This is a genomic window from Lacticaseibacillus brantae DSM 23927, assembly GCF_001436115.1.
GTDB classification, from domain to species: Bacteria; Bacillota; Bacilli; order Lactobacillales; family Lactobacillaceae; genus Lacticaseibacillus; species Lacticaseibacillus brantae.
The window spans coordinates 179,638-202,224 of record NZ_AYZQ01000002.1 but is presented as its reverse complement, the minus strand read 5'-3'; the positions used below and the strand labels follow the sequence as shown (position 1 = coordinate 202,224).

Sequence of the window (22,587 nt, the reverse complement as noted above, 5' to 3'; positions counted from 1 at the left end):
TGCCGTACGGCTTCTGCCGGTCAGCTGTGAGGTTGTGCTTAGCCGGCAACGGCTTAGCACAAGACCAAGCTTTGAGACCGCGAACTTCGGGCTCAAAGTTGTGTCCACAGCGTTTCACCGGCAATGAAGCCGAAGGCAAAAAACGAAAAATCTACTCTGACAAAAGCTGTCCGCACACCTTCTGCCGCTCAGCTGTGAGGTTGTGCTTAGCCGGCAACGGCTTAGCACAAGACCAAGCTTTGAGACCGCGAACTTCGGGCTCAAAGTTGTGTCCACAGCGTTTCACCGGCAATGAAGCCGAAGGCAAAAAACGAAAAATCTACTCTGACAAAAGCTGTCCGCACACCTTCTGCCGCTCAGCTGTGACATTGTGCTTAGCCGGCAACGGCTTAGCACAAGACCAAGCTTTGAGACCGCGAACTTCGGGCTCAAAGTTGTGTCCACAGCGTTCCACCGGCACAGAAGCCGAAGACAAGTCACCATGAGCCATAGTCTCTGGTTTGCAGGCAAAAAAGCAGCCTCGGAATGTTTGAAATCCGAGGCTGCTTTTTATTCTTCAACGACCCGTTCTTCGGCCCGGTGCTGTGCATTTTGACGCACGAGCCGGCTCAAGCCCACGGCATCAAGAGTTTGCAGATGGCCAATGGGTTGCTTATTTTGCAGAACGTTGGTTGGAATCTGGTACATTTTATGAGTGTCGATGTAAGACGCCTTTTTCAGACCGGCTGCTTGCCAGTCTTGAATCGGATAATACAGCGCTTGAATCTCTTCTGACTTATCGGCGTACTGGGAGGTGATTTTTAAAATCCCCGTCTCAAGCGCCCCTACGGTCAGAATCAACGCCGGGCGCCACTTCTCACCCGCATTGTCATCGTAAGGCACATCGGCAATGTAGATTTCCAAAGGTTCCATTAGTCATCCCCCTGCATCCAGCGATGAAATTCTGGGGCCTTCTTTGGATCGTAATGCCCGTGCTCATCGAGTTCCACATGTTCTGTTGGCAAGTCTTCCACCAAAGCGGCCCACTCTTCAGGTGTTGGCGCACGCTGAATCACGAGCTTGCCATCTTCAATACTCAAATGCAATTCCATATCAGCCTCAAATCCAAGTTCTGCCAAGATTTCGGGCGGAATTGGCAAGTGACCTTCTGGCGATAGTTTAACAATCTTTGCCATATTGATTAGCCTCGATTCTTGATAAAAATAGGGACACGCCATTCGGCCTGCCCCCACGTTAATTAGTATTTTACTTCAAGTAAGCGCCGGCCATCCACTGATTACCACCCAAGTTATACCACACTTGATTGTTAACGGTCACTTCAGCGAACGACTTCCAGGCGGTGCCGGTCTTCAAAATTTTGCCGGTTACTTTTTGCCCATAATATGGAGAATTCCAAACGGCAATCCCATAGCCAGGCATGTAATTGACGGACTTAACACCCCGACGAGTTACTGGGCTGGTCGACAGATAACGACCATCAATCCAGTTGCCATTGCTCAGCTTGTACCAGTAAGTGCCATCGCCATAAGTACGACCAGTGAAGTTAACACTCGTCCCATCAGCGAGCTTGGTGTTGGCCGAGACCCGGTTCTTGCCAGGTTTTGACCATTCCAAGATGCTGTAACCAGGAACGTATTTAATCGTGCCAGTCCCATTTTGGTAAGTATCAACTTGTTGGTCAGAGTTCGTGACGGGCGTGTTGGCATCGCTTGTGATGTTAAACAATTCAAAGGTATACGAGTACCCATTTGGATACTTACTACCTAAGCCTTTAACCGTTACCGTGTAAGAATTACCCGCCGTTAAGGTCACGTTCTTTGGTAAGAAAGTCACCAAAGCATTATATTCCCCATAATAGGCTTGGTTATAATTCTTGACGCTGGACCCTGAACCGACTTGGCCGGTAGTGTTGTTCTTAATGGTGACGGACAAACCACTAGCAGGCACATGGTCATCATTTGAGAAGTACACTGACCATGGAATTGGGTGCGCATTATCCGCACGCATTGTTAATTCTTCGATTGGGAAGACGCCATTACCGGGATAAGTCACAATGTCCTTTGTTGGTTGGCGATCGTAGTCACTTGGGTTGATGATGGCTTGGTTGGCATAACGCCAGCCATTGGCACCAATCGCGACCCCAATCCCAAAAGCAGACAGACGGGATGACAACATCCACGCCCGGTGGCCGGTGTCTTGGCCGTCAAGGTTGTAGTTATCCGCAATCAATGACCCGATTGTGTACGATGGCGAATCAGAACCTTGATGGAAGAAAAGGTTGCTGGCTGCTGTGGTTTGTTGTGCGGCGCTCCAAGTGGCACTTGGCACAGCATATGGTTTATTGGCATTATTCAAACCGTGCTGATCCAAATTAGGATTGACTTGGGCAGCTGCCATCGCTGCGGCGGCGACTTGCGACTTATTGTTTAACGCTGCGGTTGACGGGATAACTGGTAACCCAGCGAGTTGCCGATAATAGTTCATCCAGTCTGTTGCAGCTTCAATATATTGTGGCTTTAATCGACCCGCGGAGAATGGGAACCCAAGACGAGGCGCATCGGCATACAGACTGTCGCCAGTGTAAACCGTCTGATCCAATTGGGCATACATCTGCTTCAATTGGGCAATCCGTTGCGCATTCGTTGCGGTTTGCGAAATCGAAGTGACTTCAGCATGCGCGGTTTGGGGCGTAATTGTGGCACCCAAACCCAATGAAACTGCTAGAAGTGTCAGTGCAGAAGTCGTTACTAATTTTTTCAATTGAAACCCTCCTTGAGTCTTAACGTGAACTTAGGCTGATGCCAGTTGACTGTTAAGTATAAAGTACGTATTGGCTGGTTTAGCCAATTTGGGATCGTGGACTTGGTACCACTGCTGAATGGTCAGCTCATCGGCAAACAAGCGATTAATTTCCAGTGAATCAACCGGCGCATTCGTCGTTGTCACAGCCGCGTAGAAATGACTGGAGCTAGTCAACAGATGGGTAATTTCGCTACTAATAGCGCGCAAATCGTCATGCTGCAGATTAAACTCGCCGACAATTAAATCATAGTGATTCCCCAGTAAAGCCAAATCACTGTCATCTAGAATTTGATAACGCAGACGATCTGAGCTAGCAACGGCCCGAGCCGCTGTGATCTGTGCAATCGCATGATCAACACCAAGCACTGCGATTGCCCCATGATTGACTGCATACCGACAGAACCAACCGTCAGCGGAATGTAATACAAGTACCCGTTTACCGGCAACGTCCGGAAGGGTCTTCGTTAGCGCCTGCCACAGCGGATACTGTTGGCCTGTGTCGACAGGCAACGCAATTGGATGCGTCGGGCGCATCTTTGGATAAGGTTCATCCATTGTCATCCACGACCTTTCTAACCACTATTATAGGCTATTGGACGGCTTCATGCATAGGAATAACGCCAGCAATACGCTTCATAAAAATTTTCTAAAAACACGGCGCAAATAATTGACCTTTGCGCCGTAGCGAGTAACATAGCCAATGTTAGAGATGTAATTTTCTAACCTCCCAAAAAAGTGGTTTCCCGAGGCCTCACCAACTTCGGGAAACTTTTTTTGTTTTCGCAGATAAAAATCGTTGCATTTCAATGAGGATTATGAGAATATAATTAATAATCATTGCTCAGTAGTTCAGCGGTAGAATGTCTGACTGTTAATCAGAGGGTCGTTGGTTCGAATCCAACCTGAGCAGTAACTAAAAAGCCAATTGGTCGCTGACCAATTGGCTTTTTTCGTACGAAGATTACTGCGCTGACGGCACAATTAGTTGCATCCACCAGGTTAACACCAAAACCCCGGCCACCATGAGGCCTGCGGCAATCAAATACTTCTTCCTATTCGGGTTGATTGCGGCATGGCGTTCCTCAGGGTAAGCAGGCAGCTCGTGGCCAGCCAGTCGGTCGGTATTCAGAGCGTCCGCAATGAATGCCGCGACGGCAATGATTGCTGAAAGCCAGAGGATCGCCGCACTGGTCGCGTCATTAAACGCCACAATCAAGAGTGGGTTCAGGATATGCACCACCCAACCACCAAAGAGAAAAATAAAGAAAACCATTTGAAGCAACTTTCCCAGTGTAGTCGCAATTGTGATCTGACGATAAAGCTCAGGCTTTTCTCCGAGGTACTTGAGCAAAGCTAAGAACGTCTCTTTCTGGCGTTGAGAATTTACACTCAACGCAGTTTTGAGTCTGAGTGTTGCACCTGCCAAGAACAGTCCAAAACCCAGCACCAAGATGATGATTTGTAATGCGTCCATCACTAGCCCACCTTCCAATTGTGAGTGGCAGCTCTAATATACCGGCCGGTCTTCCCCTTGCGTGTCTGGATCGGCGATACCTAAACTGTCTTTTTTTGCGAAGCTTGGGTCCGCCACAATCCGCAAGACAACGTCGGCCATACTCTGGCGCGAACCAGACACGCCAACATATGCGTCATTGCGGTGCGTCAGGCTGTACTTCACCTCATCGCGATCGTTCAACCAAGGCAGGCGCAAGGTCGTATAGTCGAGACCAGAAGCAGCCAGCAAGCTATCTGAGTCACGAGCGGCGTCAAGTCCAGAAGCGACTTGCTCATGGTTCCAACGACCAAATTCTCCTGGCACTTCGTCGTAAATCCCCAAAATGTTAGTTGAAATCACGCGATTAACGTGATGGGCTTGCATGGCAGCAATGATATTCTTGGTCATCACGTTATCATTAGTGTGGTCAACAACGGCCACAAACACCATATCTTGACCCTGAACGGCCGTGGCAACTTCTTGCGCGTTGGTCAAGTCCGTTTCAACGAGCCGAACCCGCGCATTATCTGCAAGACTATTCAAACGTTGGCTGTTCCGCAACGCCAATGTCAGCTCAACATCTGCAAATTTCGGTTCGGTGAGAATCCTGTGGGTCACAATCTGTGCAATCTGCCCATTGGCAGCAAAGATAACTAATTTAGTCATATTAAACGCTCCTCTATTGAATGAATTGACGAATCGTAGTCGTTGAATTAGCAGTCAAGCCAGGCTCCAAAGTTGCCTGGGCTGACTGGGATAACTGTTGTAGCATTGGCCAACTATCAGCAATGGTACTGGTCACGCTGGTCGTAAATGGGATAATACGCTTCCCTTTTAGGGCAGACGTTTCAAAGAATGTTTGAATCACCATTGGCGGTTGACCCCACCAAGTCGGGAAACCAACATAAATTGTTTGATACGCATTCGGATTAACTGACAGAGGTTCTACTGCTGGGCGCGCCTTACTGTCTTTTTCTTGTTGCCCGCGAGCCACAACCTCATCATACTCTCGGCTGTATGGTTCGACGGGTGTCAGTTCGGCAATATCTGCCCCAGTCAGTTTAGCAATGGTCTCTGCAGCGTGTTTCGTCGTCCCCGACACACTAAAGTAGACGACCAAGTTTGTTGCCATCATCATTCCACCTTTCCTAAGCAAAAACAAGTCTAAACCTTGAAGTCGACTTCAAGGCAAGCCCAAAAATAAAATTTGCCTTGAAGTTCACTTCAAGGTGTATTGTAGGACCATCAATTAAGTATCGGAAAGGACACATCTTATGAATATCAAACAAGCAGCCGAAATGTTCGATCTGTCGACTGACACATTGCGTTATTACGAGCGCGTGGGCGTCATTCCCCCTGTCACCCGTAACGAAAGTGGCTATCGGGACTTTACAACGAAAGACCTGAACTGGATTTACCTCGTCAAGAATCTCCGCAATGCTGGGTTATCAGTTGAATCCTTAATCGACTTTGCGCATCTGGCGCAAGGCGAACGCACGCCTTCTGAGCAAGATGCCCAAAAGGAAATCCTTAATGAACAGCTAGAAGAACTTGATCAGAAATTAGCTGAAATGCAAGCCGTCCGAAACCTCTTAGTTTACAAGATCGATTCTTACGATTCCCATATCGCGAAATTTCTTGATCCAGACGATTCCGATGACGTTGAGCCATTGTGGAAAAAAGATTTTTCAAATTAGTGCTTGCCTTGAAGTCGACTTCAAGGTTTACAGTCAATTATGTTGAACGACATAAAGATTAATTGGAGGTTCTAGTATGCAAACTGTCAAATTAAACAATGGCGTTGAAGTCCCTATCTTAGGCTTTGGCACTTACCAAATTCCCGAAGAAGAAACTGAGGCGGCTGTCCGCGATGCCATCAAAGCTGGTTACCGCCACATCGATACCGCTCAAAGTTATCTGAACGAAGCCGCAGTTGGCCGCGGGATTGCCGCTTCAGGCATTGACCGCAAAGATCTCTTTGTAACAACCAAAATCTGGGTCGAGAATACCAGCTATGATGGCGTGATGAGTTCTTTTGCTCGCTCACTGGAACGCTTAGGTCTGGACTATGTCGATTTATTACTGTTGCACCAACCGTATAACGACGTTTATGGCGCCTGGCATGCGATGGAGGAATTGCAGAAATCCGGCAAAGTGCGTGCGATTGGGATTTCAAACTTTGGTGTGGATCGTGCGGTTGACCTTGCTGAATTCAACGACGTTACCCCACAAATCAACCAAATTGAAATCAACCCCTTTCAGCAGCAAGCCACTAACATTGCCGCGTTAAAAGAAGAAGGCATCAGCGTTGAAGCGTGGGCACCTTTTGCTGAAGGTAAGAATGGTATTTTCACTAATCCTATCTTGTCAGCAATCGGCGCGAAATATAATAAGTCCGTTGCCCAAGTCATTCTGCGCTGGCTGGTTGAGCAAGGCGTCATTGTCTTAGCGAAATCGACAAAGCCAGAACGGATGCAACAGAACTTGGATGTCTTCGACTTCAGCCTGACAGCTGACGACAAGGCACAAATTGGGACACTCAACGAAGGCGAAAGCCAATTCTTCTCCCACAGCGATCCCAAGATGGTTAAATGGATGGCAAGTCGGCATTTAGGTGTCTAGGAGGTAAGCAATGACAGTCCCAACTTTTAAATTAAACGACGATGTAGAAATGCCCGCTGTTGGTTTTGGGGTATTCCAAATTCCAAATGAAGATACAAAGCAAGCCGTTCTTGATGCTATCAAAGCCGGTTACCGTCTAATTGATACTGCTCAAGCCTATGGCAATGAAGCTGAGGTTGGTGAAGCAATCAAAGAAAGCGGCGTTGACCGACAAGACCTTTTTATCACGACCAAGGTTTGGATTAGTTCAGCAGGCTATGATGCAACTCTAGCCGCCTTCCATTCCTCATTAGACAAATTACAGCTCGACTATTTAGATTTATATCTGATTCACCAACCTTATGGGGACGTCTATGGTTCCTGGCGCGCACTGGAAGAACTTAAGCAAACTGGCAAAGTTCGTGCCATCGGGATTTCTAACTTTAATGCGGATCGATTCGTTGATTTAGCCCAGCACAACAAGACCATTCCAGAATTGAACCAAATTGAAATCAATCCTTGGAACCAGCAAGATGAAGAAATTGAATGGATGCGGAAATTACACATCCAGCCTGAAGCATGGGCGCCGTTTGCAGAAGGCCGCCATGACTTATTCACTAACCCCACCCTTAGTAAAATCGCAGATGGCCACAACAAAGGTGTCGGCCAAGTCGTATTGCGCTGGTTGTTCCAGCGAGGAATCGTGAGTGTAGCCAAATCCGTTCACGCCAATCGGATGGTTGAGAACATTTCAATCTTTGACTTCGAACTCAGTGATGCAGAAATGGCCGCAATTGCAGCCTTAAACATGAACCAATCCGCATTCTCTGATCACCGCGATCCCAACTATGTTTTGCGACTAGGCGGGCCTATCGAACAATAAATCCACAAAAAGCGCACTCGCTGCGAAAATCCAACAGATTTCCGCGACGAGCGCGCTTTTTGTGTGGCTAAAACAGTATAAACTCACATCACCCGTTTAATCACGGCGTCAAAAATTTGGTTTGGCACAATTCTGGAGAAGAACACCGATGGCTTAGCGCCAAAGCCAGTCAGGTAGTGAATCCGTGGCCGTTTGGCTGTGGCAGCCTTGGCCATCACCCGGCCGATTTTGCTGGCAGCGGTGATGAAACTACTACTGTACAAGCGGCGCAAATTATTCGCGGTCCGCTGGGCTGCCTTGGCATAAGGCCCTTGAGCCGAGCTTTCACTCAAGTGATCAGCGGCAATCATCCCCCAGCTCGTCTTAATGGCCCCTGGTTCAATCAAAACAACATGGATGCCAAAGGGTTCAAGCTCCAAGCGCATTGAGTTAGAAAAGCCTTCGACGGCAAATTTAGTCGCATGATACCACGCACCGAATGGCGTCCACACTTTGCCGGCCATTGACGATGTGTTGATAATCGTGCCGGAATGTTGTTTGCGCATTTGGGGCAACACCAATTTAGTCATCTGGGCGAGGCCAAACAGATTGACATCGAATTGGCGTTTGGCCTCGTCAATGGACACCTCTTCAACGGCACCATATGAACCATAACCGGCATTGTTAATCAGGACATCGAGTCGGTTTTCTTTTTGAATGATGTCATCAACGACAGTTTGCGCGGCAGCGGCATCTGTCACATCCAAAGCGACTGGCGTCACGCCATAATTTGTCAACTCCTGCAGCCGATCAAGCCGCCGAGCCGCCCCGTAGACGATGTTTCCTGCTTGCGCCAGTTGTTTGGCCGCTTCAAAACCAATCCCTGATGAAGCCCCAGTAATTAAGATTATGCGTGCCATAATTAGACCCCTTTTCGTTGTTGTTGCCTTGAGTGTAGGGCCGAAGCGACTACGGGTCAATTTAAACGCAACGCAATACAGGAACAATCGCCCCCGAAGCGACTTCGCCAATATTTTTGAATGAAGGGCTTGCCTTGAAGTCCACTTCAAGGTTTAAGGTAAGTAAATCAACTTCAGGAGGAGGTCAAAGAGCGCATGTCCAAAACAACAAAAATCGTAAGTCTCGTGCTCATGGTTGCAGTTCTTATTATCGCTGGCGCAGTCATTGTGTCGCGTCGATCCAACCAAGCAACCACTACCACTACCACTAGCCAGAAAGAAGGAAAAACCGTGCAGAATCCAAAAACATTAATCGTTTATTATTCACGAACCGGCAACACCAAGGCAGTCGCCGAAATCATTCAGTCCCAAGTTGGTGGGGACTTGGTCCAGATTGAAACCAAGTCGGCCCGCCCAACTAATTATCGGGCCGAAGTCGAACAAAATGAAACTGAGCAAAATACAGACACCTTGCCGGCATTGAAATCCTTACCCGATTTAAGCCAGTATGATCGAATTTTTATTGGTAGCCCTACCTGGAACATGGCATTACCTCAGGCGGTCGTGGCCTTCCTGCGTGCCAATAAATTTACTGGCAAAACCGTGATTCCTTTCAACACAAACGGCGGCTACGGTGTCGGATCCGTCTTCACTCAAATTAAGCAAGAAGCGAAAGGCGCTACAGTATTGCAAGGCTTCTCAATTAAGGGCGGTGAGGAAATCAACGGCGTGCTCTTAGCTATCAGAGGTAATCGTCGCGTGACCGTCAGCAAATCAGTGACGACTTGGCTCAAATCGATTAAACAAACTCAATAAGCAAAGGATGATGACAGGTTGACTAAACAAAAATTCGGGATTGTTCTTCCCGTGACATTGCTCGCATACTTTCTAATCTTGATGGATAATTCCATCATCTTCACCAGCTCAGTTGAAATTGGCCAAAGCTTACACCTCTCAGCCATTAGTCTTTCATGGGTCTCGAGCGCCTATACGCTAACTTTCGGTGGGTTTCTGCTCCTGAGTGGGCGTCTTTCTGATCTTCTCGGCCGAAAAAGAATCTTTCTCATTGGCTTAACCATCTTCGGGCTGAGTTCACTCGTCATTGGGGTGGCTCAAAATAGTGCCACGATGATTGGGATGCGGGCGCTTCAAGGAATTGGTAGTTCCATCATTGCGCCCACCACACTCGCGCTCATCATGGACGCGTATAAGGACGAAACTCGTCAAAAAGCCATTTCATATTACGGGGCAACGGCTGGTATCGGTTCAAGCATTGGCCTACTGATTGGCGGTGGCTTGACCAGTCTAATTTCGTGGCGTGCTGGTTTCCTGATCAATGTGCCTTTCACGTTAGTTTTGATTATCTTAACAGCGAAATATATTGATGACTCAGTTACCAAGCCTGAAAAGATTGACTACTTGGGCAGTCTATACTCGATTCTGGGGCTTGGGAGCATTATCTATGGCTTCACAGAACAGAACTGGTGGATCATTCTGATCGGCGTACTCTTAATGGGCGTTTTCATTCGGCGCGAAAATCACATTGATTATCCACTCTTACCCCTCAGTCTATTCAAGAATCGCGTGCGCTCAGGTGCATATGCTACCCGTCTACTCTTTATGATGACGATGTTGCCATTCTGGTATTTCCTGCCCCAAATGTTCCAAAGTCAATATGGATTCTCGGCATTTGAAGCAGGCTTGGCCTTTCTGCCCATGACGCTGGTGAATTTTGTCGTCGCGTTGTGGTTACCCAACTTGACGCGTCGGTTTGGTAATGGGCGAATCTTGCTTGCTGGCGAGCTTGTCTTAGTGGTTGGATTACTGATTCTTGCCTTTTCTAATCCAGCTGCAGGCTACTGGCGAACAGTTCTCATCCCCATGCTCATCCTGGGACTTGGCCAAGGGTTAACGCTTGCCCCAGTGACTTCCGCAGGGGTGCATGAAGCGCCGGATGCCATGGCCGGCATTGCGAGTGGCGTCACGAATTCGATGCATCAAATTGGCGGTCCCATTGGCTTATCGATTATTGTTTCGATGACGAGTGGCTTTCAAAATGAAGTCTGGTTTATGGTTGGTTTCACCGTTGTTGCAGCCATCATTGTGGCAATTTTTGTCGATGGCCGGCAGTCATGACAATGATGGCATCAGACTGCCACTCATTAGATGAAACCAAAAAGGGTTGTGACATTCTTGTCACAACCCTTTTTAAATTACGCGCCCTTCCGATTGACAGGTGCCATCAATATAGTTAGTATACTAACTTGTTAGGGAGGAAGTAGCGATGAACTCTGGTTACTTGATCATGAATCTGGCACACCAATTAAAATACCAATTGAATCAAGCCCTACTTCAAGAGGATCTCACGGTCCAACAGTGGGCCTTATTGCAACAACTGATGCTAGAACGACCATTAACGGCCGTCCAGTTAGCCAATCGGCTTGATATGGACAAGCCAACTGTTTCGGGCATTGTCAAACGTTTGGTTGAGAAGGATTTCTTGACCAAGCAAGCCAATCCCACTGACCAGCGCTCCCAGCTCCTCAACTTGACCACGGCCGGTCAAACAGCGGCAATCACCGGTCAAGGAATCAGTAATCAAATTTTGGATGCAATCATTGCGCCACTATCCACTGAAGACCAGCAACTGTTGAATCAGCTGCTCGGCAAACTCATCCCCACAAAGGAGCAATCATGACACACATTTTAGTCATCGGTGGATCAGGAAACATCGGTTCACCGCTCGTCGATACGTTAGCGCAAAACCCTGATGTTCAACTCACTGTCGGCGTCCACAACTTACCAAAGGCAAAAAAACATTTTGCGACTGACAAGCAGGTCCGCTTAGTCCACTTTGACTTTCTCGACCCAAGCACCTTTCCTGAGGCTTTCACCGATATTGAGAAGATTTTCTTCATCCGGCCGCCCCAACTCAGCCATCCGAAACAAGATATGGCGCCATTCTTAAACTTTGCCAAGCAACAACAGATCCAACAGATTGTCTTTGTGTCCTTGCTGGGTGTCGAGAAGAATCCTGTTACGCCACATCACCAGATTGAAGCGATGATTGAGCGACTTGAGATTCCGTACACCTTTATTCGCCCTAGTTTCTTCATGCAGAATCTCAGTTCCACGCACCTCTACGATCTTCAAATCAATCACGATCTCTTCATCCCCGCTGGGCGCGCCAAAACCAGCTTCATTGATACCAGAGACATTGCCGATGTCGCTGCCGCGTGCTTGCTTGATACCCAGTATCTCAATCAAAAGCTGGATATTACTGGCGCTGAGGCCCTGACTTACGAGGAAATTGCAGTTAAAATGACCCACATTCTCAGGATTCCCATTACTTACAGCCGTCCAAGTCTCTTGAAGTTTCGTCGCACCATGCTTAGGCGGGGCACACCTAAAGAATTCGTCAATGTCATGGTCATGCTGTATGTCATCACCCAATTGGGCAATGCAAAAACTGTGAATCATAATATTGAAACAATTCTCAAGCGACCGGCTCGATCCATTGATACTTTCATTCAAGACTATCGCCAACTTTTTCTCGAGCAATAATCAAACGTCAGAACCGCCTCAAACAGGCAGTCCTGGCGTTTTTTAATGGCTTATTTCTAGGCGCCAAAAGTTTTTTCTCAAAAAGGCTTGCATTTATAAAGGGTACCTTCTATAATTCATTTTCATAAGGTACCTTTTATAAAAATGGAGGCGAACAAATGACTGTCACGAATGAAGATTTATTTAGCAAGTTACGCCAATTCCAGTGGTTGCTCAACCGGCGACAGTTCCAAACGACTGCAGAAGATGGACCGCTAGCCGATCCCACTCGTGGCCAAGGACGCGTAATTGCGACTTTGAAACTGCAAGAAGAAATCAGCACCAAGAGTTTGGCCTTCTTACTGCGCATTAGCGTCCCTTCGGCTAATGAATTGCTCAACAAACTCGAGAAGGGTGGCTACATCACGCGGACACCATCAACTACTGACGGTCGGATCATGATTAGTCGCTTAACCACCAAAGGTAAACAAGTGGAACAGAATCGACTCGATCCCAGCGCTATCTTTGATATTTTCAGTCCTGAGGAACATGTTGACTTTGCACATTATCTTGATCGCCTCACTGAGGCTTTGGAAGCAGACTTCAAGCAGTCTGGTCTGAGCCCTGAGCAATTCGATTGGCGAACTCGACCGGCGCGACCAATGAGTGCAGAAGAACTTGACCGCTTCATTGACTCCCATCCAAATGGGCCCTTTGACCCCAGAACGAAGTAAATAGTTTTCAATTTCTACGACAAGCGTTGCTGCTGCAATACTGAAAATCGCAACGCTTATTTTTTTATGCCAAAAAACAACCAGGAGGACTTCATCATGCTCACTCTAATTAAGCGATTACCGATTCTGCAAACTTTCATCGCGATTCTATTCTTACTCCTTCAATCGGCGACAGGTTTGTATCTCCCTTATCTGACGGCCACCATCATTAATCAGGGAATTGCCAAGGGTAATACCCAAGTTATTTGGGTTCAAGGTGCCTTAATGATTGGCGTTGCCATCATTGGTTTGATCGGATCCACCTTAAACTCATGGCTATTCACCAAGATTGCTTACGAGCTTGGCGGCGACATCCGGTCAGATCTCTACCGCAAAATTCTCAGTTTCTCGAAAGCCGAATTTGACCACTTCGGTTCGGCATCCCTCATCACTCGGGATACCGACGACGTGACCCAAGTCCAAAACCTTGTTCAAATGGGATTACAGTTTCTCCTGATGGCGCCGATTCAACTCGTCGGGGGCATCATCATGACTTGGGTATTGGAACCACGCTTTGGGCTCGTCTTCCTTGCAGCGGTCCCATTCTTAGTCATTGTCTACTTGTTGATTTTCAACCGGGTTACGCCACTGTATGCCAAGATTCAAACTTTAATGGATAAGTTAAACTTGGCATTCAAAGAAGGCCTTACTGGCGTCAAGGTCATCCGGGCCTTCAACAAGGAATCAGCTGAATACGATAAATACGAAAGTTTGAATCAAGCCTATTCCAAAACTTCAGTCACAGCCGGCACCATCATGGGCTTCTTCATCCCTGCCCTCTCGTTACTGTTGAACTTTGCGTCATTACTCATCGTGTGGATGGGCGCCCAATTTGTCGCTGATGGCTCATTACAAATTGGCTCCATTGTTGGGGCGATTAGTTACGCCACTCAAATTTTGACTGGTTTTGCCAGCATCAGTTTCATCATCATGATGGTCCCCAAGGGTCAGATCTCTGCGCAACGGGTCAATGAAGTGCTTAACCAGCCCCTCTCAATCAGCGAACCCACAGCAACTGCGCCAGCAGAAACCACCAAAGGGCTGACTTTCGACCACGTGGATTTCCGTTACCTCGGCGCTCAAAAACGGGCTTTGGCTGATATCAGTTTCTCTGTCAAGGCTGGTGAAACATTTGCCATTATCGGCTCTACTGGTGACGGTAAATCATCACTGGTCAATTTGATTTCACGCTTGTATGACGCCGAAAGTGGTCAAGTTGAGCTTAACGGGGTTGATGTCAAACAGATTCCCCAAGAACAACTCCACGCCAAGATTAGCTATGTCCCACAAACAGCCATGCTATTCTTCGGCACTATCCGGTCCAACATGTTAGTCGGCAAGCCCGAAGCGACAGATGATGAAATTTGGCAAGCCCTCGAAATGGCACAAGCCAAGGACTTTGTTGCCGCATTACCTGACGGCCTTGACAGCCAGGTGGCTAAAGCCGGCGACAACTTCTCCGGTGGCCAAAAGCAACGGCTATGTATCGCGCGGGCCTTGTTAAAAGACGCCGATGTCTATATCTTCGACGATTCATTTTCTGCGTTAGATTTCAAGACAGATGCCGCAGTACGCCAGAGCATGCGGGCCAAAACCGGTAATGCCGTTACCATCATTGTGGCACAGCGGGTTGCTTCGATTACGACTTCAGACCAGATTGCCGTCTTAGATCAGGGCAGCATCGTCGGGTTAGGTACACACGCTGAATTAGCCAAGACAAATCCAGTTTATCAACAAATCATGCAATCACAATCCTATCAAGAGGAGGACTCATCTGATGCAAAATACTAAAGAAACCCGTGGTGGTAACCAACGTGGCGGCAATATGACTCGAGGTGCAGGCCCACGTGGCGGGCGTCCTGATGACAGCACGCCAAAGATTTCTATCACGCAAAGCTTGAAGCGCCTAAGTGTCTATACCAAGAAATCAACCGGCCTCATTATTTTGACGGCCATCGCTGTCTTGATTGGCACACTGGTAACAGTCTTAACGCCTAAAGTCCTCGGGAATACCACCACCATCATTTTTGACGGTGTCCGCCGGGCCACAGGAATTGACTTCACCCAGCTGCGGCTCACGCTGTTAATTCTACTGGGTTTGTATTTACTCACATTTCTCACTTCATTCTTGCAACAGCGATTCATGACAGTCATTACACAAGACATTACGCGCCGGTTGCGCCGCGATTTGAAAGCTAAGTTAAATCGCCTGCCGATTGATTATTTTGATCAGCACCAAAATGGTGAACTCATGAGTATCGCCACTAATGATGTTGACAATATCGTCAGTGGCTTACAACGGAGCTTAACGAGCATCATCTCTAGTATCATCTCCGCTATTGGCGTCTTTGTCATGATGTTAACCATCAGCCCACTCTTGACCTTGGTCGTTTGTTTAATGATTCCAGTTATGCTACTGGTCACTCGCTTGGTTACGCCAAAAGCGCAGAAATATAACGGCGAATACTTCGGTTCATTGGGCCAACTCAACACCCAGATTGAAGAAAGCTTGCAAGGCTTTACCGTCGTCAAGAGCTTTAATGGCACTCAAAATGCCTTGGCCAAATTCGAACACGCCAATCAATCCATGGTGACAAGCGGCTGGAAAGCCGTCTTCATCAGTGGTTTAACCATGCCAATGATGACCTTGGTTCAAAATATCGTCTACGTGCTGATTGCGGCCATTGGGAGTTTGTCAGTTGTTGGAGGAACCATGACCCTTGGGAACATGCAGGCATTCTTACAGTATTCCAGTCAGTTCTCCAGTCCTTTATTGCAGCTGGCTCAGATTTGGGGCACCTTGCTTTCAATGCTCACCTCAATCAATCGGATTTTCTCCGTCCTCGATGCCGATGAGATGGACGAGACCCTGGGTGATTATCCCAACGAGCCCGCCAGTGATGCCAAAGTCAGCTTCAAGCACGTCCAATTTGGCTATGACGATAAATTGCTCATGCCTGACTTCAACATGGCTGTCGAGCCTGGCCAAATGACCGCAATTGTTGGTGAGACTGGCGCCGGTAAGACCACTGTCATTAATTTACTTGAACGCTTTTATGATATTAAGGGTGGCGCGCTGTTAGTCAACGGGCAAGATATTCGCAACATTTCTCGTCACGACTTACGAGCGAAAATGGCGATGGTCTTACAAGAAACCTGGCTGTTCTCTGGAACGATTTTTGATAATATCAAGTATGGGAACGAAACCGCCACTGATGAAGAAGTCTATGCCGCAGCCAAAGCGGCCTATGCCGATGACTTCATTCAGAAACTGCCTGATGGCTATCAAACTATCCTGAATGAAAATGCCGACAATATCTCACAAGGCCAACGTCAACTGTTGACTATCGCTCGGGCTTTCATCGCTAACCCCGAGATCCTCATCTTAGATGAAGCCACCTCAAACGTTGATAGTCGGACTGAACTGATTGTGCAACAAGCCATGGAACGCCTGCTGAAACATCGGACCAGCTTCGTCATCGCCCATCGCCTCTCAACAATCTATGATGCTGACCGTATTCTGGTCATGGATCACGGTAACATTGTTGAAAGCGGGACTCACCAAGAACTGCTGGCCCAGAATGGCACTTATCACCAACTCTATACCAGTCAATTTGCGACTGCCTAATCACCTCTTAAAATCTGGCCTTGTGCCAGATTTTTTTAGTTTCAAAAGCGGGGCTTTGCAGTATGATACTGATGATGATTCTCCCGCTGTGTTCAAGGAGGTAAGGCCATGGTGACAGTGCTCAATGCCATTACGTTAAGCTTTTTCCTGGTTGCCGCCATTATTTGCGGCATCAGAGCGATCCGACATAAAAAGAATCCCGATTTATGGATCATGATTCTCATGTTCATCGAATTCATTTCATTTATGCTGTTTACACTGCTGCACGTCAACCTGCCCTGGCTGTTCGGTCTGGTGATCGGTTTGGAAATTTCAACCATGGCTGTGGGCCTTTGGAGTTATCGCAAACAACACGAGCCAAAAGCCGGTTAAGTTAAGGAGGAAGAATTATGTTGACATGGCTTAATGCATTGCTATTAGGTGTCTCACTGCTGACACTCATTGTGATTGGCCTCAGATTTATTCGTCACGAAAGAAATCCTTCGCTATGGGCGCTTGCCCTTGCTACTCTAGGCATCCTAATTCAGGGGGTAGTCGGTCTGTTTCAACTTAACCTACCTTGGCTCTTGATCGTCGCGGTCATTTTAGAACTTCTGGCCATCGTGATTAATATTCAAATCATGATTGATTATCGCAAACAACACTAAATCAAAAAGCCATCCGCAAGCGCGGATGGCTTTTTAAGGTTCAATAAACACGAGGCGGCGGTCAGTGGAATGTTCCGGGGCAAATTGAAAGTTCAGCTCGGCAAAGTCCTGTAAAGCTGCCACGTTATCAACTTGATGTTCGGCCATGTAGCGCACCAAGGCGCCACGTGCCATTTTGGCATGAGTGGCCCGAGTCTTCAGTTGGCCATTAATTTCTCTAGCAAAGACTACATCAATAAAAGGCTCATCTGGCCGTAAATAACGGCGCACGGTTTTGGCATACTCTTCTGACGCCAGATTGATAATGGGCTCCCCGCTGACCGCTTGATACAACTTGTCGCCCCAGAAAGCATATAAATTCTTGGCACCGCCGACGGCTAGCTTGGCTTGCATCTCAAGGCGATATGGCACGACACCGTCAAAGGGTCGCAAAACTCCATAGAATCCGGATAAGATTCTGAGATTTGCCTGCACATAGTCGAGGGCAGGTGCGGTGAAAACGTCCGGCGCCATGTATTGATATTGCAAACCCGAATACGCAATAATGGCCGGCGTTTGCTGTGCTGTTAAGTCTAGATGTTTCAGGCGGTCAACATTTTGTTGGGTCAGGGCATCATTAGTCCGCCACAAATCTTTGAGTTGGCTGAAAGTCATCGCCTGTAATTGCCGCGCAATTTGGGCGGTTTCCGCTAAGAAGTGCGGTTGATTACGAACGGGAAAGCTATCCGAATCGACGACCATTTTCTTCGCGGGTGAAATAATAATTTTCATTGTTTCTCTCCTGCTGAGCGCAAATTCACGCAATTTCTCGTGCTTCGGTTACACTAAGGCTAAAACACCGGGAGGTCATTGCCATGTCACTCACGTTAACAGACGCCAACGGCCGTGAACATCAGGTCTCACTCAACGCCACTAACCAACTTAGCGGTCGTCGGCGACAACTCACTTTGACGCCAGCCCAATTAACCGCCTGGGCTTTACTCCACCGTTCGGTCACAATCAACCTGCCAGTAGCCAAAGGCGAATTCAATGCCAACAGTCTGGCCGCGCAACTTGCCGATGTCCTAAACTGGACAATTCCAAATAAGCAGCAAGTGGTTGGCCAATTCACGTTGCGGGGTTTTGATGCCACAACGGGCGTCACCGCGGTAGATGTGAGCCGCAACGATTCAGATTTTGTGTTTTCTACGTTACTCAAGGACACGCATACCCCAGAATATGCCCGTGTGCCGGTGGCCAAGGTCGCCACGGTTCACGGCGAACTATTCGCCATCGACTTCTCGGATAAACTCCGCGTTGCGATTCCGATGTCCGCTTTACACACCGACTAAAAAAAACCGCAATCACGGCGCGAGCCGAAATTGCGGTTTTTGATTAGCGAACGATGATCACTGATGCTTCAGCAGTCCGCGTGATTTCACCGGCGACAGTCCCAATATGGGTCCGGCCATGGCGGCCATGAGAGCCCAAGATAATCAGATCAGGTTTGAATTCAGGCACAACTTCCTCCACGATAACGCGGGCTGGTTTACCTTCACCAATAATTGGCTGCACGTTCAAGGCCCCGAAGGCTTCGGCTTTTTCGACATAGGTATTGAGATGCGCGGCAATTTCTGAACGCCGTTGGCTTAACAATTCTGGAGACAATGATTGATAAATGTTCAGATCACCGGTTTCTAGAACTGAGACAATGCCCAATGGAATGTTATAAATTTTGGCTAATGTGCTGGCATAATTGAATGCCCGCCGTGATGATTCATCATCATCATCATCGACCGCCAATAATAACCGTTCAAAGTGCATGGATTCGATTTCAAATTCTTCTTCTGTTGCCATAATATCTCCTCCTAATTTAGGCTGTCCTAACAATTGTTAGTATAGCACACTAGCCTTTATTTTCGGCAAAATATTGTCGATACCGGCCAACATAATTATGGAACATATACTTGAGTAAGGCCCAACGCTTCAGGCTCATATCTTTCTTGTAAAAGACGGTGGTACCCCATTGGCCAGCTTGCAGCAACTTCAGTGCTTCTTGCTTGGCATCGTTGTCCTTCGCATATTGCTTGAAGACCTTTGCAGGGACACCTAACCATAATTGATATTTGCTGGCATCTTGATTCCCATAAACTGTAGGCTGGTCATCCAAGTCGCCTTGGATGTAATCCTTCACTGGCCAGCTCGCTAAATTATAGCCGTTCAAAGTGACAAAGAAACTGCTGCGGCCCTGACGAATATTAATTTCAAAGAGTTTAAAGGTTTGATCGCGGGGATCGTATTTCATATCGAAGTTGGCAAACCCAGTAAACTGGATGTCTTCCAAGAACTTCTGCATTTGGTCATACAAGTCCTGATTATATTCAGGCAAAATGGCAACATAGTTCCCGATTGCGGCTGGCGTTGGATCTTCCAGCAGTGGGTGACCTAAGCACATCATCTTCACGTGATGATTCTGATCGACGTACGCGTTCAGCACCCGCATGTTACTGTCATCACCAGGAATGAAGTCTTGGAGGATTAAGTCGGATTCATAGCCGTTGTCATAGATTTTGGCAATCGTATTGTTCAATTCCAGTTGGGAATGAATCGTGAATGCTTTCTTCCGGCCTTCAAAATGAATGTCCAACCACTCCACAGAGTTCGCTGGCTTCAAAGCAACTGGAAAGTCATATGGGGTGGTAATTGAGACGCCACTTTCATACATGGCCTTGGTCACAATCTTAGTGGCAGGATAAGGCAGATTGTATTCATCACAGACTTGGTAGAAGCTTTCCTTATTGTTCAACCGCTTGAGTAAGGTGTAGTCCACATATGGGCAAATGAAAGTTTCGCTTAATTCGTCCTTATGTTTGGACACCAATTCAGCGTAGCCATCCCCACACGCAATCAATAAAACTTTTTGATTAGGGTCAGTGAACTGGCTCGCCACTTGGCGCATAGTTTCAATAAAAGTTGGATCTGAATCAAAATCTTCAATAAGGTGCACATTTACAATTTTAGAAAAACGAGTTGGCGCTAATTGTTCACGGGCATACACGTCAATGACGCCGCCGGTTATTTCATGAAAAGACCGGGCCATCCCGTACACATTCATATCACTCCCCAAAAGAATGGGGGTGAAATTTGAATCACTTGTCATAAGCTTCTCCTAACAATATTGCCTTATGTAGGCAGTTTAACGATAAAAGTATACCATATTTCCACCGGCTTCCGACCCTTTTTACAGAAAACCAGCGCCGAAACGCAAAAAGCCCATGACAAAACCGCAGTCTTGTCACGGGCTTATTCTAAATTACGCTGTTACTTTATCGGTATCTTCAACAAACGTTGGGATTTCTTCGTCGCGGAAGAAGACTTTGTACCAAACTAAGAAGGTATAGATGGTCCAAACCTTACGGCGGTCATCACTTTCTTGGCGGAATGTCTTGTCCAAGATATCAAGAATTGCGTCTTGATCGAAGAATTCACTGACCCAATCTTGTTCAAACAAGCTCCGCACTTCTTGATAGAATGGTTCGTCTTCCAACCATTGCTTGATGGGCACTGGGAAACCCAGCTTAGTCCGATTAGCCCATTCTTCTGGTAAGTGGCGGTTAGCCGCTTCCCGAAGGGCATATTTACTGCTGTGTGAGTTAATTAAGTACTTCGTTGGCACCCCTTCGGCAACCTTAGCCACTTCTTTATCCAAGAATGGCACCCGCAATTCCATGGAATTGGCCATGGAAAGCTTGTCGGCCTTCAGTAAGATATCTTTAGGCATGAATTGGTGAATGTCGAGGTATTGCATCTTCTTGACTTCATCATCATAAGAGCGAACCTTCTTGTACGATTCAGTCACAATTTCTTGCACCGTTGCACTCTTTTGGTAATCTGGCTTCAAAATATCAGCGGATTGTTCTTCATTGAAAACATAAGCTTCACCGATGAAGAATTCTTCAGCTGGCGCCGTTGATTCATATAAGTGCAAACGGCCGTGGAAGTTAGGCATCTTCTTTAACCCATGGGCGATGCGATACTTAATGCCCTTTGGCAACTGACGTAAGCCGTCAGCGAATACCCGGACAGCCTTGCTGTGCGTATGGTCCCCGTAGTTCGCATATCCAGCAAACAATTCGTCAGCCCCTTCACCAGACAGAATGACCGTCACATCTTGATGAGCCAGTTTGGTGAGGAAGTAGAGCGGAATGCATGATGGATTTGAGTCTGGTTCATCCAAATGATATTGGATCAATGGGAAGTTATTGAGCGCTTCCTTCTCGGTCACAATGTCACTCTTATTCTCCAGCCCTAAGCGATCGGCTAATGCCTTAGCAGCGTCACCTTCATGGTACTTGTTGTTATCAAAACCAATTGAGAAGGTGTGTTCTGGCCGCAGTAAAGCCGTGACGTAAGATGAGTCAACCCCAGAACTGAGCAATGAGCCGACTTCAACTTCAGAAATCCGGTGACTTTCAACGGAATCTGCGATTGACTTGTCAATGGCATCAATGGTTTCACTCAGGCTCAATTGGTTGGCCTTGAAGTCCATATCCCAATACTTCTTGATCTCTAAATCACCATCTTTCAAGGTGAAATAGTGGCCTTCTGGGACGCGATAAACGTTCTTAAAGAAAGTTTCGTCTAAGGCAGAGTATTGGAAGGTCAAGTATGGCTTGAGGGCTTCCTTATTTAATTCTTTTTTGAATTTAGGATGTTGCAGGAAAGCTTTAATTTCACTACCAACTAAGAAAGTATCGCCATCCTGATAGTAGTACATTGGCTTGATGCCAAAGAAGTCCCGGGCGCCGGTCAACAGTTGCTTATTGTCATCCCAGATGAGGAAGGCAAACATCCCCCGAATCTTCTTCAAGAGGCCTTCCATCCCATATTCTTCATAACCGTGAAGCAAGACTTCAGTATCAGAATGGGTCGTGAAAATGTGGCCAGCAGCCAACAAGTCTTCACGAATGCTTTGATAGTTATAGATTTCACCATTGAAAATGATTGCAACACTACCATCTTCGTTCAAGATGGGTTGTGAGCCACCCTTTAAGTCAATGATGGATAACCGCCGAAAACCCAGGGCGACGGTGTCATTAATGTATTCACCGGAACTGTTTGGTCCACGATGCTTGATCATTTCCATCATGTTGTTTAATACGGGCTTCTTGTTCAACATGGTTTTATCGGCAAATGCGATGATGCCACACATAATAATTTCCCCTTTTTCAGTTCTCCCACAACAAATATACTCGATTAAGTATAAATGTTTCAGCCCGAGTGTCAATTAATGGTCTT

Annotated in this window: 25 protein-coding genes and 1 tRNA gene; 14 read left to right on the top strand and 12 right to left on the bottom strand. The window is 47.2% G+C overall.

Annotation, left to right across the window (positions count from 1 at the left end; genetic code table 11):
• Nucleotides 1-549: 549 nt before the first annotated feature.
• The 4 genes from FC34_RS05115 to FC34_RS05100 form a co-directional block, all read right to left on the bottom strand.
• A complete protein-coding gene (locus tag FC34_RS05115) occupies nt 550-912 on the bottom strand; it encodes a hypothetical protein (RefSeq protein WP_057894325.1) in 363 nt (120 codons plus the stop codon).
• Nucleotides 912-1,175 carry an AbrB/MazE/SpoVT family DNA-binding domain-containing protein gene (locus FC34_RS05110; RefSeq protein WP_235803402.1) on the bottom strand — a complete coding sequence of 88 codons (264 nt, stop codon included), beginning with the start codon at nt 1,173-1,175 and terminating at the stop codon, nt 912-914. Before FC34_RS05110 ends, FC34_RS05115 begins: the two co-directional genes overlap by 1 nt.
• 70 nt (nt 1,176-1,245) lie before the next feature.
• On the bottom strand, nt 1,246-2,760 hold the full coding sequence (locus FC34_RS05105; RefSeq protein WP_057894324.1) for a CAP domain-containing protein: 1,515 nt from the start codon (nt 2,758-2,760) through the stop codon (nt 1,246-1,248).
• Nucleotides 2,761-2,790: 30 nt separating this feature from the next.
• Entirely contained in the window at nt 2,791-3,363 is a 573-nt protein-coding gene (locus FC34_RS05100; RefSeq protein WP_057894323.1) for a class I SAM-dependent methyltransferase, read from the bottom strand.
• 277 nt (nt 3,364-3,640) lie between these two features.
• Between FC34_RS05100 and FC34_RS05095 the strand changes: the two genes are divergently transcribed.
• A tRNA-Asn gene (locus FC34_RS05095) sits at nt 3,641-3,712 on the top strand.
• Between the two features lie 51 nt (nt 3,713-3,763).
• On the opposite strand, the gene FC34_RS05090 is transcribed toward FC34_RS05095, so the two are convergent.
• The 3 genes from FC34_RS05090 to FC34_RS05080 are packed head-to-tail and all read right to left on the bottom strand — an operon-like array spanning nt 3,764 to nt 5,435.
• A complete protein-coding gene (locus FC34_RS05090; RefSeq protein ID WP_057894322.1) occupies nt 3,764-4,276 on the bottom strand; it encodes a hypothetical protein in 513 nt (170 codons plus the stop codon).
• A 33-nt stretch (nt 4,277-4,309) separates the two neighbouring features.
• Nucleotides 4,310-4,963: an NAD(P)H-binding protein gene (locus FC34_RS05085; protein WP_057894321.1), complete on the bottom strand. Its 654-nt coding sequence runs from the start codon at nt 4,961-4,963 to the stop codon at nt 4,310-4,312.
• 13 nt (nt 4,964-4,976) lie between these two features.
• A complete protein-coding gene (locus FC34_RS05080; RefSeq protein ID WP_083479247.1) occupies nt 4,977-5,435 on the bottom strand; it encodes a flavodoxin in 459 nt (152 codons plus the stop codon).
• A gap of 136 nt (nt 5,436-5,571) precedes the next feature.
• On the opposite strand from FC34_RS05080, the gene FC34_RS05075 reads away from it, so the two are divergent.
• From FC34_RS05075 to FC34_RS05065, 3 genes are all read left to right on the top strand, one after another.
• A complete protein-coding gene (locus tag FC34_RS05075) occupies nt 5,572-5,994 on the top strand; it encodes a MerR family transcriptional regulator (RefSeq protein WP_057894319.1) in 423 nt (140 codons plus the stop codon).
• 76 nt (nt 5,995-6,070) lie between these two features.
• Entirely contained in the window at nt 6,071-6,919 is an 849-nt protein-coding gene (locus FC34_RS05070) for an aldo/keto reductase (RefSeq protein ID WP_057894318.1), read from the top strand.
• Between the two features lie 10 nt (nt 6,920-6,929).
• Entirely contained in the window at nt 6,930-7,781 is an 852-nt protein-coding gene (locus FC34_RS05065) for an aldo/keto reductase (protein WP_057894317.1), read from the top strand.
• Between the two features lie 83 nt (nt 7,782-7,864).
• On the opposite strand, the gene FC34_RS05060 is transcribed toward FC34_RS05065, so the two are convergent.
• Nucleotides 7,865-8,680, bottom strand: a complete 816-nt coding sequence (locus tag FC34_RS05060) for an oxidoreductase (RefSeq protein ID WP_057894316.1) — start codon at nt 8,678-8,680, stop codon at nt 7,865-7,867.
• A 195-nt stretch (nt 8,681-8,875) separates the two neighbouring features.
• Here FC34_RS05060 and FC34_RS05055 point away from each other — a divergent pair, with 195 nt between their 5' ends.
• From FC34_RS05055 to FC34_RS05015, 9 genes are all read left to right on the top strand, one after another.
• Nucleotides 8,876-9,535, top strand: a complete 660-nt coding sequence (locus FC34_RS05055; RefSeq protein WP_083479246.1) for a flavodoxin family protein — start codon at nt 8,876-8,878, stop codon at nt 9,533-9,535.
• An 18-nt stretch (nt 9,536-9,553) separates the two neighbouring features.
• Nucleotides 9,554-10,855 (top strand): MFS transporter, encoded by a 1,302-nt coding sequence (locus tag FC34_RS05050; protein WP_083479245.1) that lies wholly within the window; start codon nt 9,554-9,556, stop codon nt 10,853-10,855.
• 148 nt (nt 10,856-11,003) lie between these two features.
• Entirely contained in the window at nt 11,004-11,417 is a 414-nt protein-coding gene (locus tag FC34_RS05045; RefSeq protein WP_057894315.1) for a MarR family winged helix-turn-helix transcriptional regulator, read from the top strand.
• On the top strand, nt 11,414-12,283 hold the full coding sequence (locus FC34_RS05040; protein ID WP_057894314.1) for an NmrA family NAD(P)-binding protein: 870 nt from the start codon (nt 11,414-11,416) through the stop codon (nt 12,281-12,283). The genes FC34_RS05045 and FC34_RS05040 overlap by 4 nt, the downstream gene beginning before the upstream one ends.
• Before the next feature lie 158 nt (nt 12,284-12,441).
• The gene (locus FC34_RS05035) at nt 12,442-12,996 is read left to right on the top strand and encodes a MarR family winged helix-turn-helix transcriptional regulator (RefSeq protein ID WP_057894313.1); all 555 of its coding nucleotides are present in this window, start codon (nt 12,442-12,444) and stop codon (nt 12,994-12,996) included.
• A gap of 96 nt (nt 12,997-13,092) precedes the next feature.
• Nucleotides 13,093-14,826 carry an ABC transporter ATP-binding protein gene (locus FC34_RS05030; protein WP_057894312.1) on the top strand — a complete coding sequence of 578 codons (1,734 nt, stop codon included), beginning with the start codon at nt 13,093-13,095 and terminating at the stop codon, nt 14,824-14,826.
• On the top strand, nt 14,813-16,663 hold the full coding sequence (locus tag FC34_RS05025; protein ID WP_083479244.1) for an ABC transporter ATP-binding protein: 1,851 nt from the start codon (nt 14,813-14,815) through the stop codon (nt 16,661-16,663). The genes FC34_RS05030 and FC34_RS05025 overlap by 14 nt, the downstream gene beginning before the upstream one ends.
• A gap of 108 nt (nt 16,664-16,771) precedes the next feature.
• Nucleotides 16,772-17,035 carry a hypothetical protein gene (locus FC34_RS05020; protein WP_057894311.1) on the top strand — a complete coding sequence of 88 codons (264 nt, stop codon included), beginning with the start codon at nt 16,772-16,774 and terminating at the stop codon, nt 17,033-17,035.
• A 17-nt stretch (nt 17,036-17,052) separates the two neighbouring features.
• Nucleotides 17,053-17,310: a hypothetical protein gene (locus tag FC34_RS05015; RefSeq protein ID WP_057894310.1), complete on the top strand. Its 258-nt coding sequence runs from the start codon at nt 17,053-17,055 to the stop codon at nt 17,308-17,310.
• Nucleotides 17,311-17,343: 33 nt separating this feature from the next.
• Here FC34_RS05015 and yaaA read toward each other — a convergent pair whose 3' ends face one another.
• Nucleotides 17,344-18,081 (bottom strand): peroxide stress protein YaaA, encoded by a 738-nt coding sequence (gene yaaA, locus FC34_RS05010; RefSeq protein WP_057894309.1) that lies wholly within the window; start codon nt 18,079-18,081, stop codon nt 17,344-17,346.
• A gap of 83 nt (nt 18,082-18,164) precedes the next feature.
• Between yaaA and FC34_RS05005 the strand changes: the two genes are divergently transcribed.
• A complete protein-coding gene (locus FC34_RS05005; protein ID WP_057894308.1) occupies nt 18,165-18,641 on the top strand; it encodes a hypothetical protein in 477 nt (158 codons plus the stop codon).
• 43 nt (nt 18,642-18,684) lie between these two features.
• Here the strand turns inward: FC34_RS05005 and FC34_RS05000 are convergent, their stop codons facing one another.
• The 3 genes from FC34_RS05000 to asnB form a co-directional block, all read right to left on the bottom strand.
• The gene (locus FC34_RS05000; RefSeq protein WP_057894307.1) at nt 18,685-19,146 is read right to left on the bottom strand and encodes a universal stress protein; all 462 of its coding nucleotides are present in this window, start codon (nt 19,144-19,146) and stop codon (nt 18,685-18,687) included.
• 49 nt (nt 19,147-19,195) lie between these two features.
• Nucleotides 19,196-20,449, bottom strand: coding sequence for a carboxylate--amine ligase (locus tag FC34_RS04995; protein WP_057894306.1), 1,254 nt, complete (start codon nt 20,447-20,449; stop codon nt 19,196-19,198).
• Between the two features lie 153 nt (nt 20,450-20,602).
• Complete coding sequence (gene asnB, locus FC34_RS04990; RefSeq protein ID WP_057894305.1) at nt 20,603-22,501, bottom strand: asparagine synthase (glutamine-hydrolyzing); 1,899 nt, start codon at nt 22,499-22,501, stop codon at nt 20,603-20,605.
• Nucleotides 22,502-22,587: the final 86 nt, after the last annotated feature.

Excerpts from the sequence above, each read along its gene's own strand:
- FC34_RS05070 (WP_057894318.1), top strand. The coding sequence starts at position 6,071 with ATGCAAACTGTCAAATTAAACAATGGCGTTGAAGTCCCTATCTTAGGC.
- FC34_RS05075 (WP_057894319.1), top strand. The coding sequence starts at position 5,572 with ATGAATATCAAACAAGCAGCCGAAATGTTCGATCTGTCGACTGACACA.
- FC34_RS04995 (WP_057894306.1), bottom strand. The coding sequence starts at position 20,449 with ATGACAAGTGATTCAAATTTCACCCCCATTCTTTTGGGGAGTGATATG.
- FC34_RS05060 (WP_057894316.1), bottom strand. The coding sequence starts at position 8,680 with ATGGCACGCATAATCTTAATTACTGGGGCTTCATCAGGGATTGGTTTT.
- FC34_RS05000 (WP_057894307.1), bottom strand. The coding sequence starts at position 19,146 with ATGGCAACAGAAGAAGAATTTGAAATCGAATCCATGCACTTTGAACGG.
- FC34_RS05045 (WP_057894315.1), top strand. The coding sequence starts at position 11,004 with ATGAACTCTGGTTACTTGATCATGAATCTGGCACACCAATTAAAATAC.
- FC34_RS05085 (WP_057894321.1), bottom strand. The coding sequence starts at position 4,963 with ATGACTAAATTAGTTATCTTTGCTGCCAATGGGCAGATTGCACAGATT.
- FC34_RS05100 (WP_057894323.1), bottom strand. The coding sequence starts at position 3,363 with ATGACAATGGATGAACCTTATCCAAAGATGCGCCCGACGCATCCAATT.
- FC34_RS05080 (WP_083479247.1), bottom strand. The coding sequence starts at position 5,435 with ATGATGATGGCAACAAACTTGGTCGTCTACTTTAGTGTGTCGGGGACG.
- FC34_RS05035 (WP_057894313.1), top strand. The coding sequence starts at position 12,442 with ATGACTGTCACGAATGAAGATTTATTTAGCAAGTTACGCCAATTCCAG.
- FC34_RS05015 (WP_057894310.1), top strand. The coding sequence starts at position 17,053 with ATGTTGACATGGCTTAATGCATTGCTATTAGGTGTCTCACTGCTGACA.
- FC34_RS05030 (WP_057894312.1), top strand. The coding sequence starts at position 13,093 with ATGCTCACTCTAATTAAGCGATTACCGATTCTGCAAACTTTCATCGCG.
- FC34_RS05020 (WP_057894311.1), top strand. The coding sequence starts at position 16,772 with ATGGTGACAGTGCTCAATGCCATTACGTTAAGCTTTTTCCTGGTTGCC.
- FC34_RS05040 (WP_057894314.1), top strand. The coding sequence starts at position 11,414 with ATGACACACATTTTAGTCATCGGTGGATCAGGAAACATCGGTTCACCG.
- FC34_RS05065 (WP_057894317.1), top strand. The coding sequence starts at position 6,930 with ATGACAGTCCCAACTTTTAAATTAAACGACGATGTAGAAATGCCCGCT.
- FC34_RS05055 (WP_083479246.1), top strand. The coding sequence starts at position 8,876 with ATGTCCAAAACAACAAAAATCGTAAGTCTCGTGCTCATGGTTGCAGTT.
- FC34_RS05025 (WP_083479244.1), top strand. The coding sequence starts at position 14,813 with ATGCAAAATACTAAAGAAACCCGTGGTGGTAACCAACGTGGCGGCAAT.
- asnB (WP_057894305.1), bottom strand. The coding sequence starts at position 22,501 with ATGTGTGGCATCATCGCATTTGCCGATAAAACCATGTTGAACAAGAAG.
- yaaA (WP_057894309.1), bottom strand. The coding sequence starts at position 18,081 with ATGAAAATTATTATTTCACCCGCGAAGAAAATGGTCGTCGATTCGGAT.
- FC34_RS05005 (WP_057894308.1), top strand. The coding sequence starts at position 18,165 with ATGTCACTCACGTTAACAGACGCCAACGGCCGTGAACATCAGGTCTCA.
- FC34_RS05110 (WP_235803402.1), bottom strand. The coding sequence starts at position 1,175 with ATGGCAAAGATTGTTAAACTATCGCCAGAAGGTCACTTGCCAATTCCG.
- FC34_RS05090 (WP_057894322.1), bottom strand. The coding sequence starts at position 4,276 with ATGGACGCATTACAAATCATCATCTTGGTGCTGGGTTTTGGACTGTTC.
- FC34_RS05115 (WP_057894325.1), bottom strand. The coding sequence starts at position 912 with ATGGAACCTTTGGAAATCTACATTGCCGATGTGCCTTACGATGACAAT.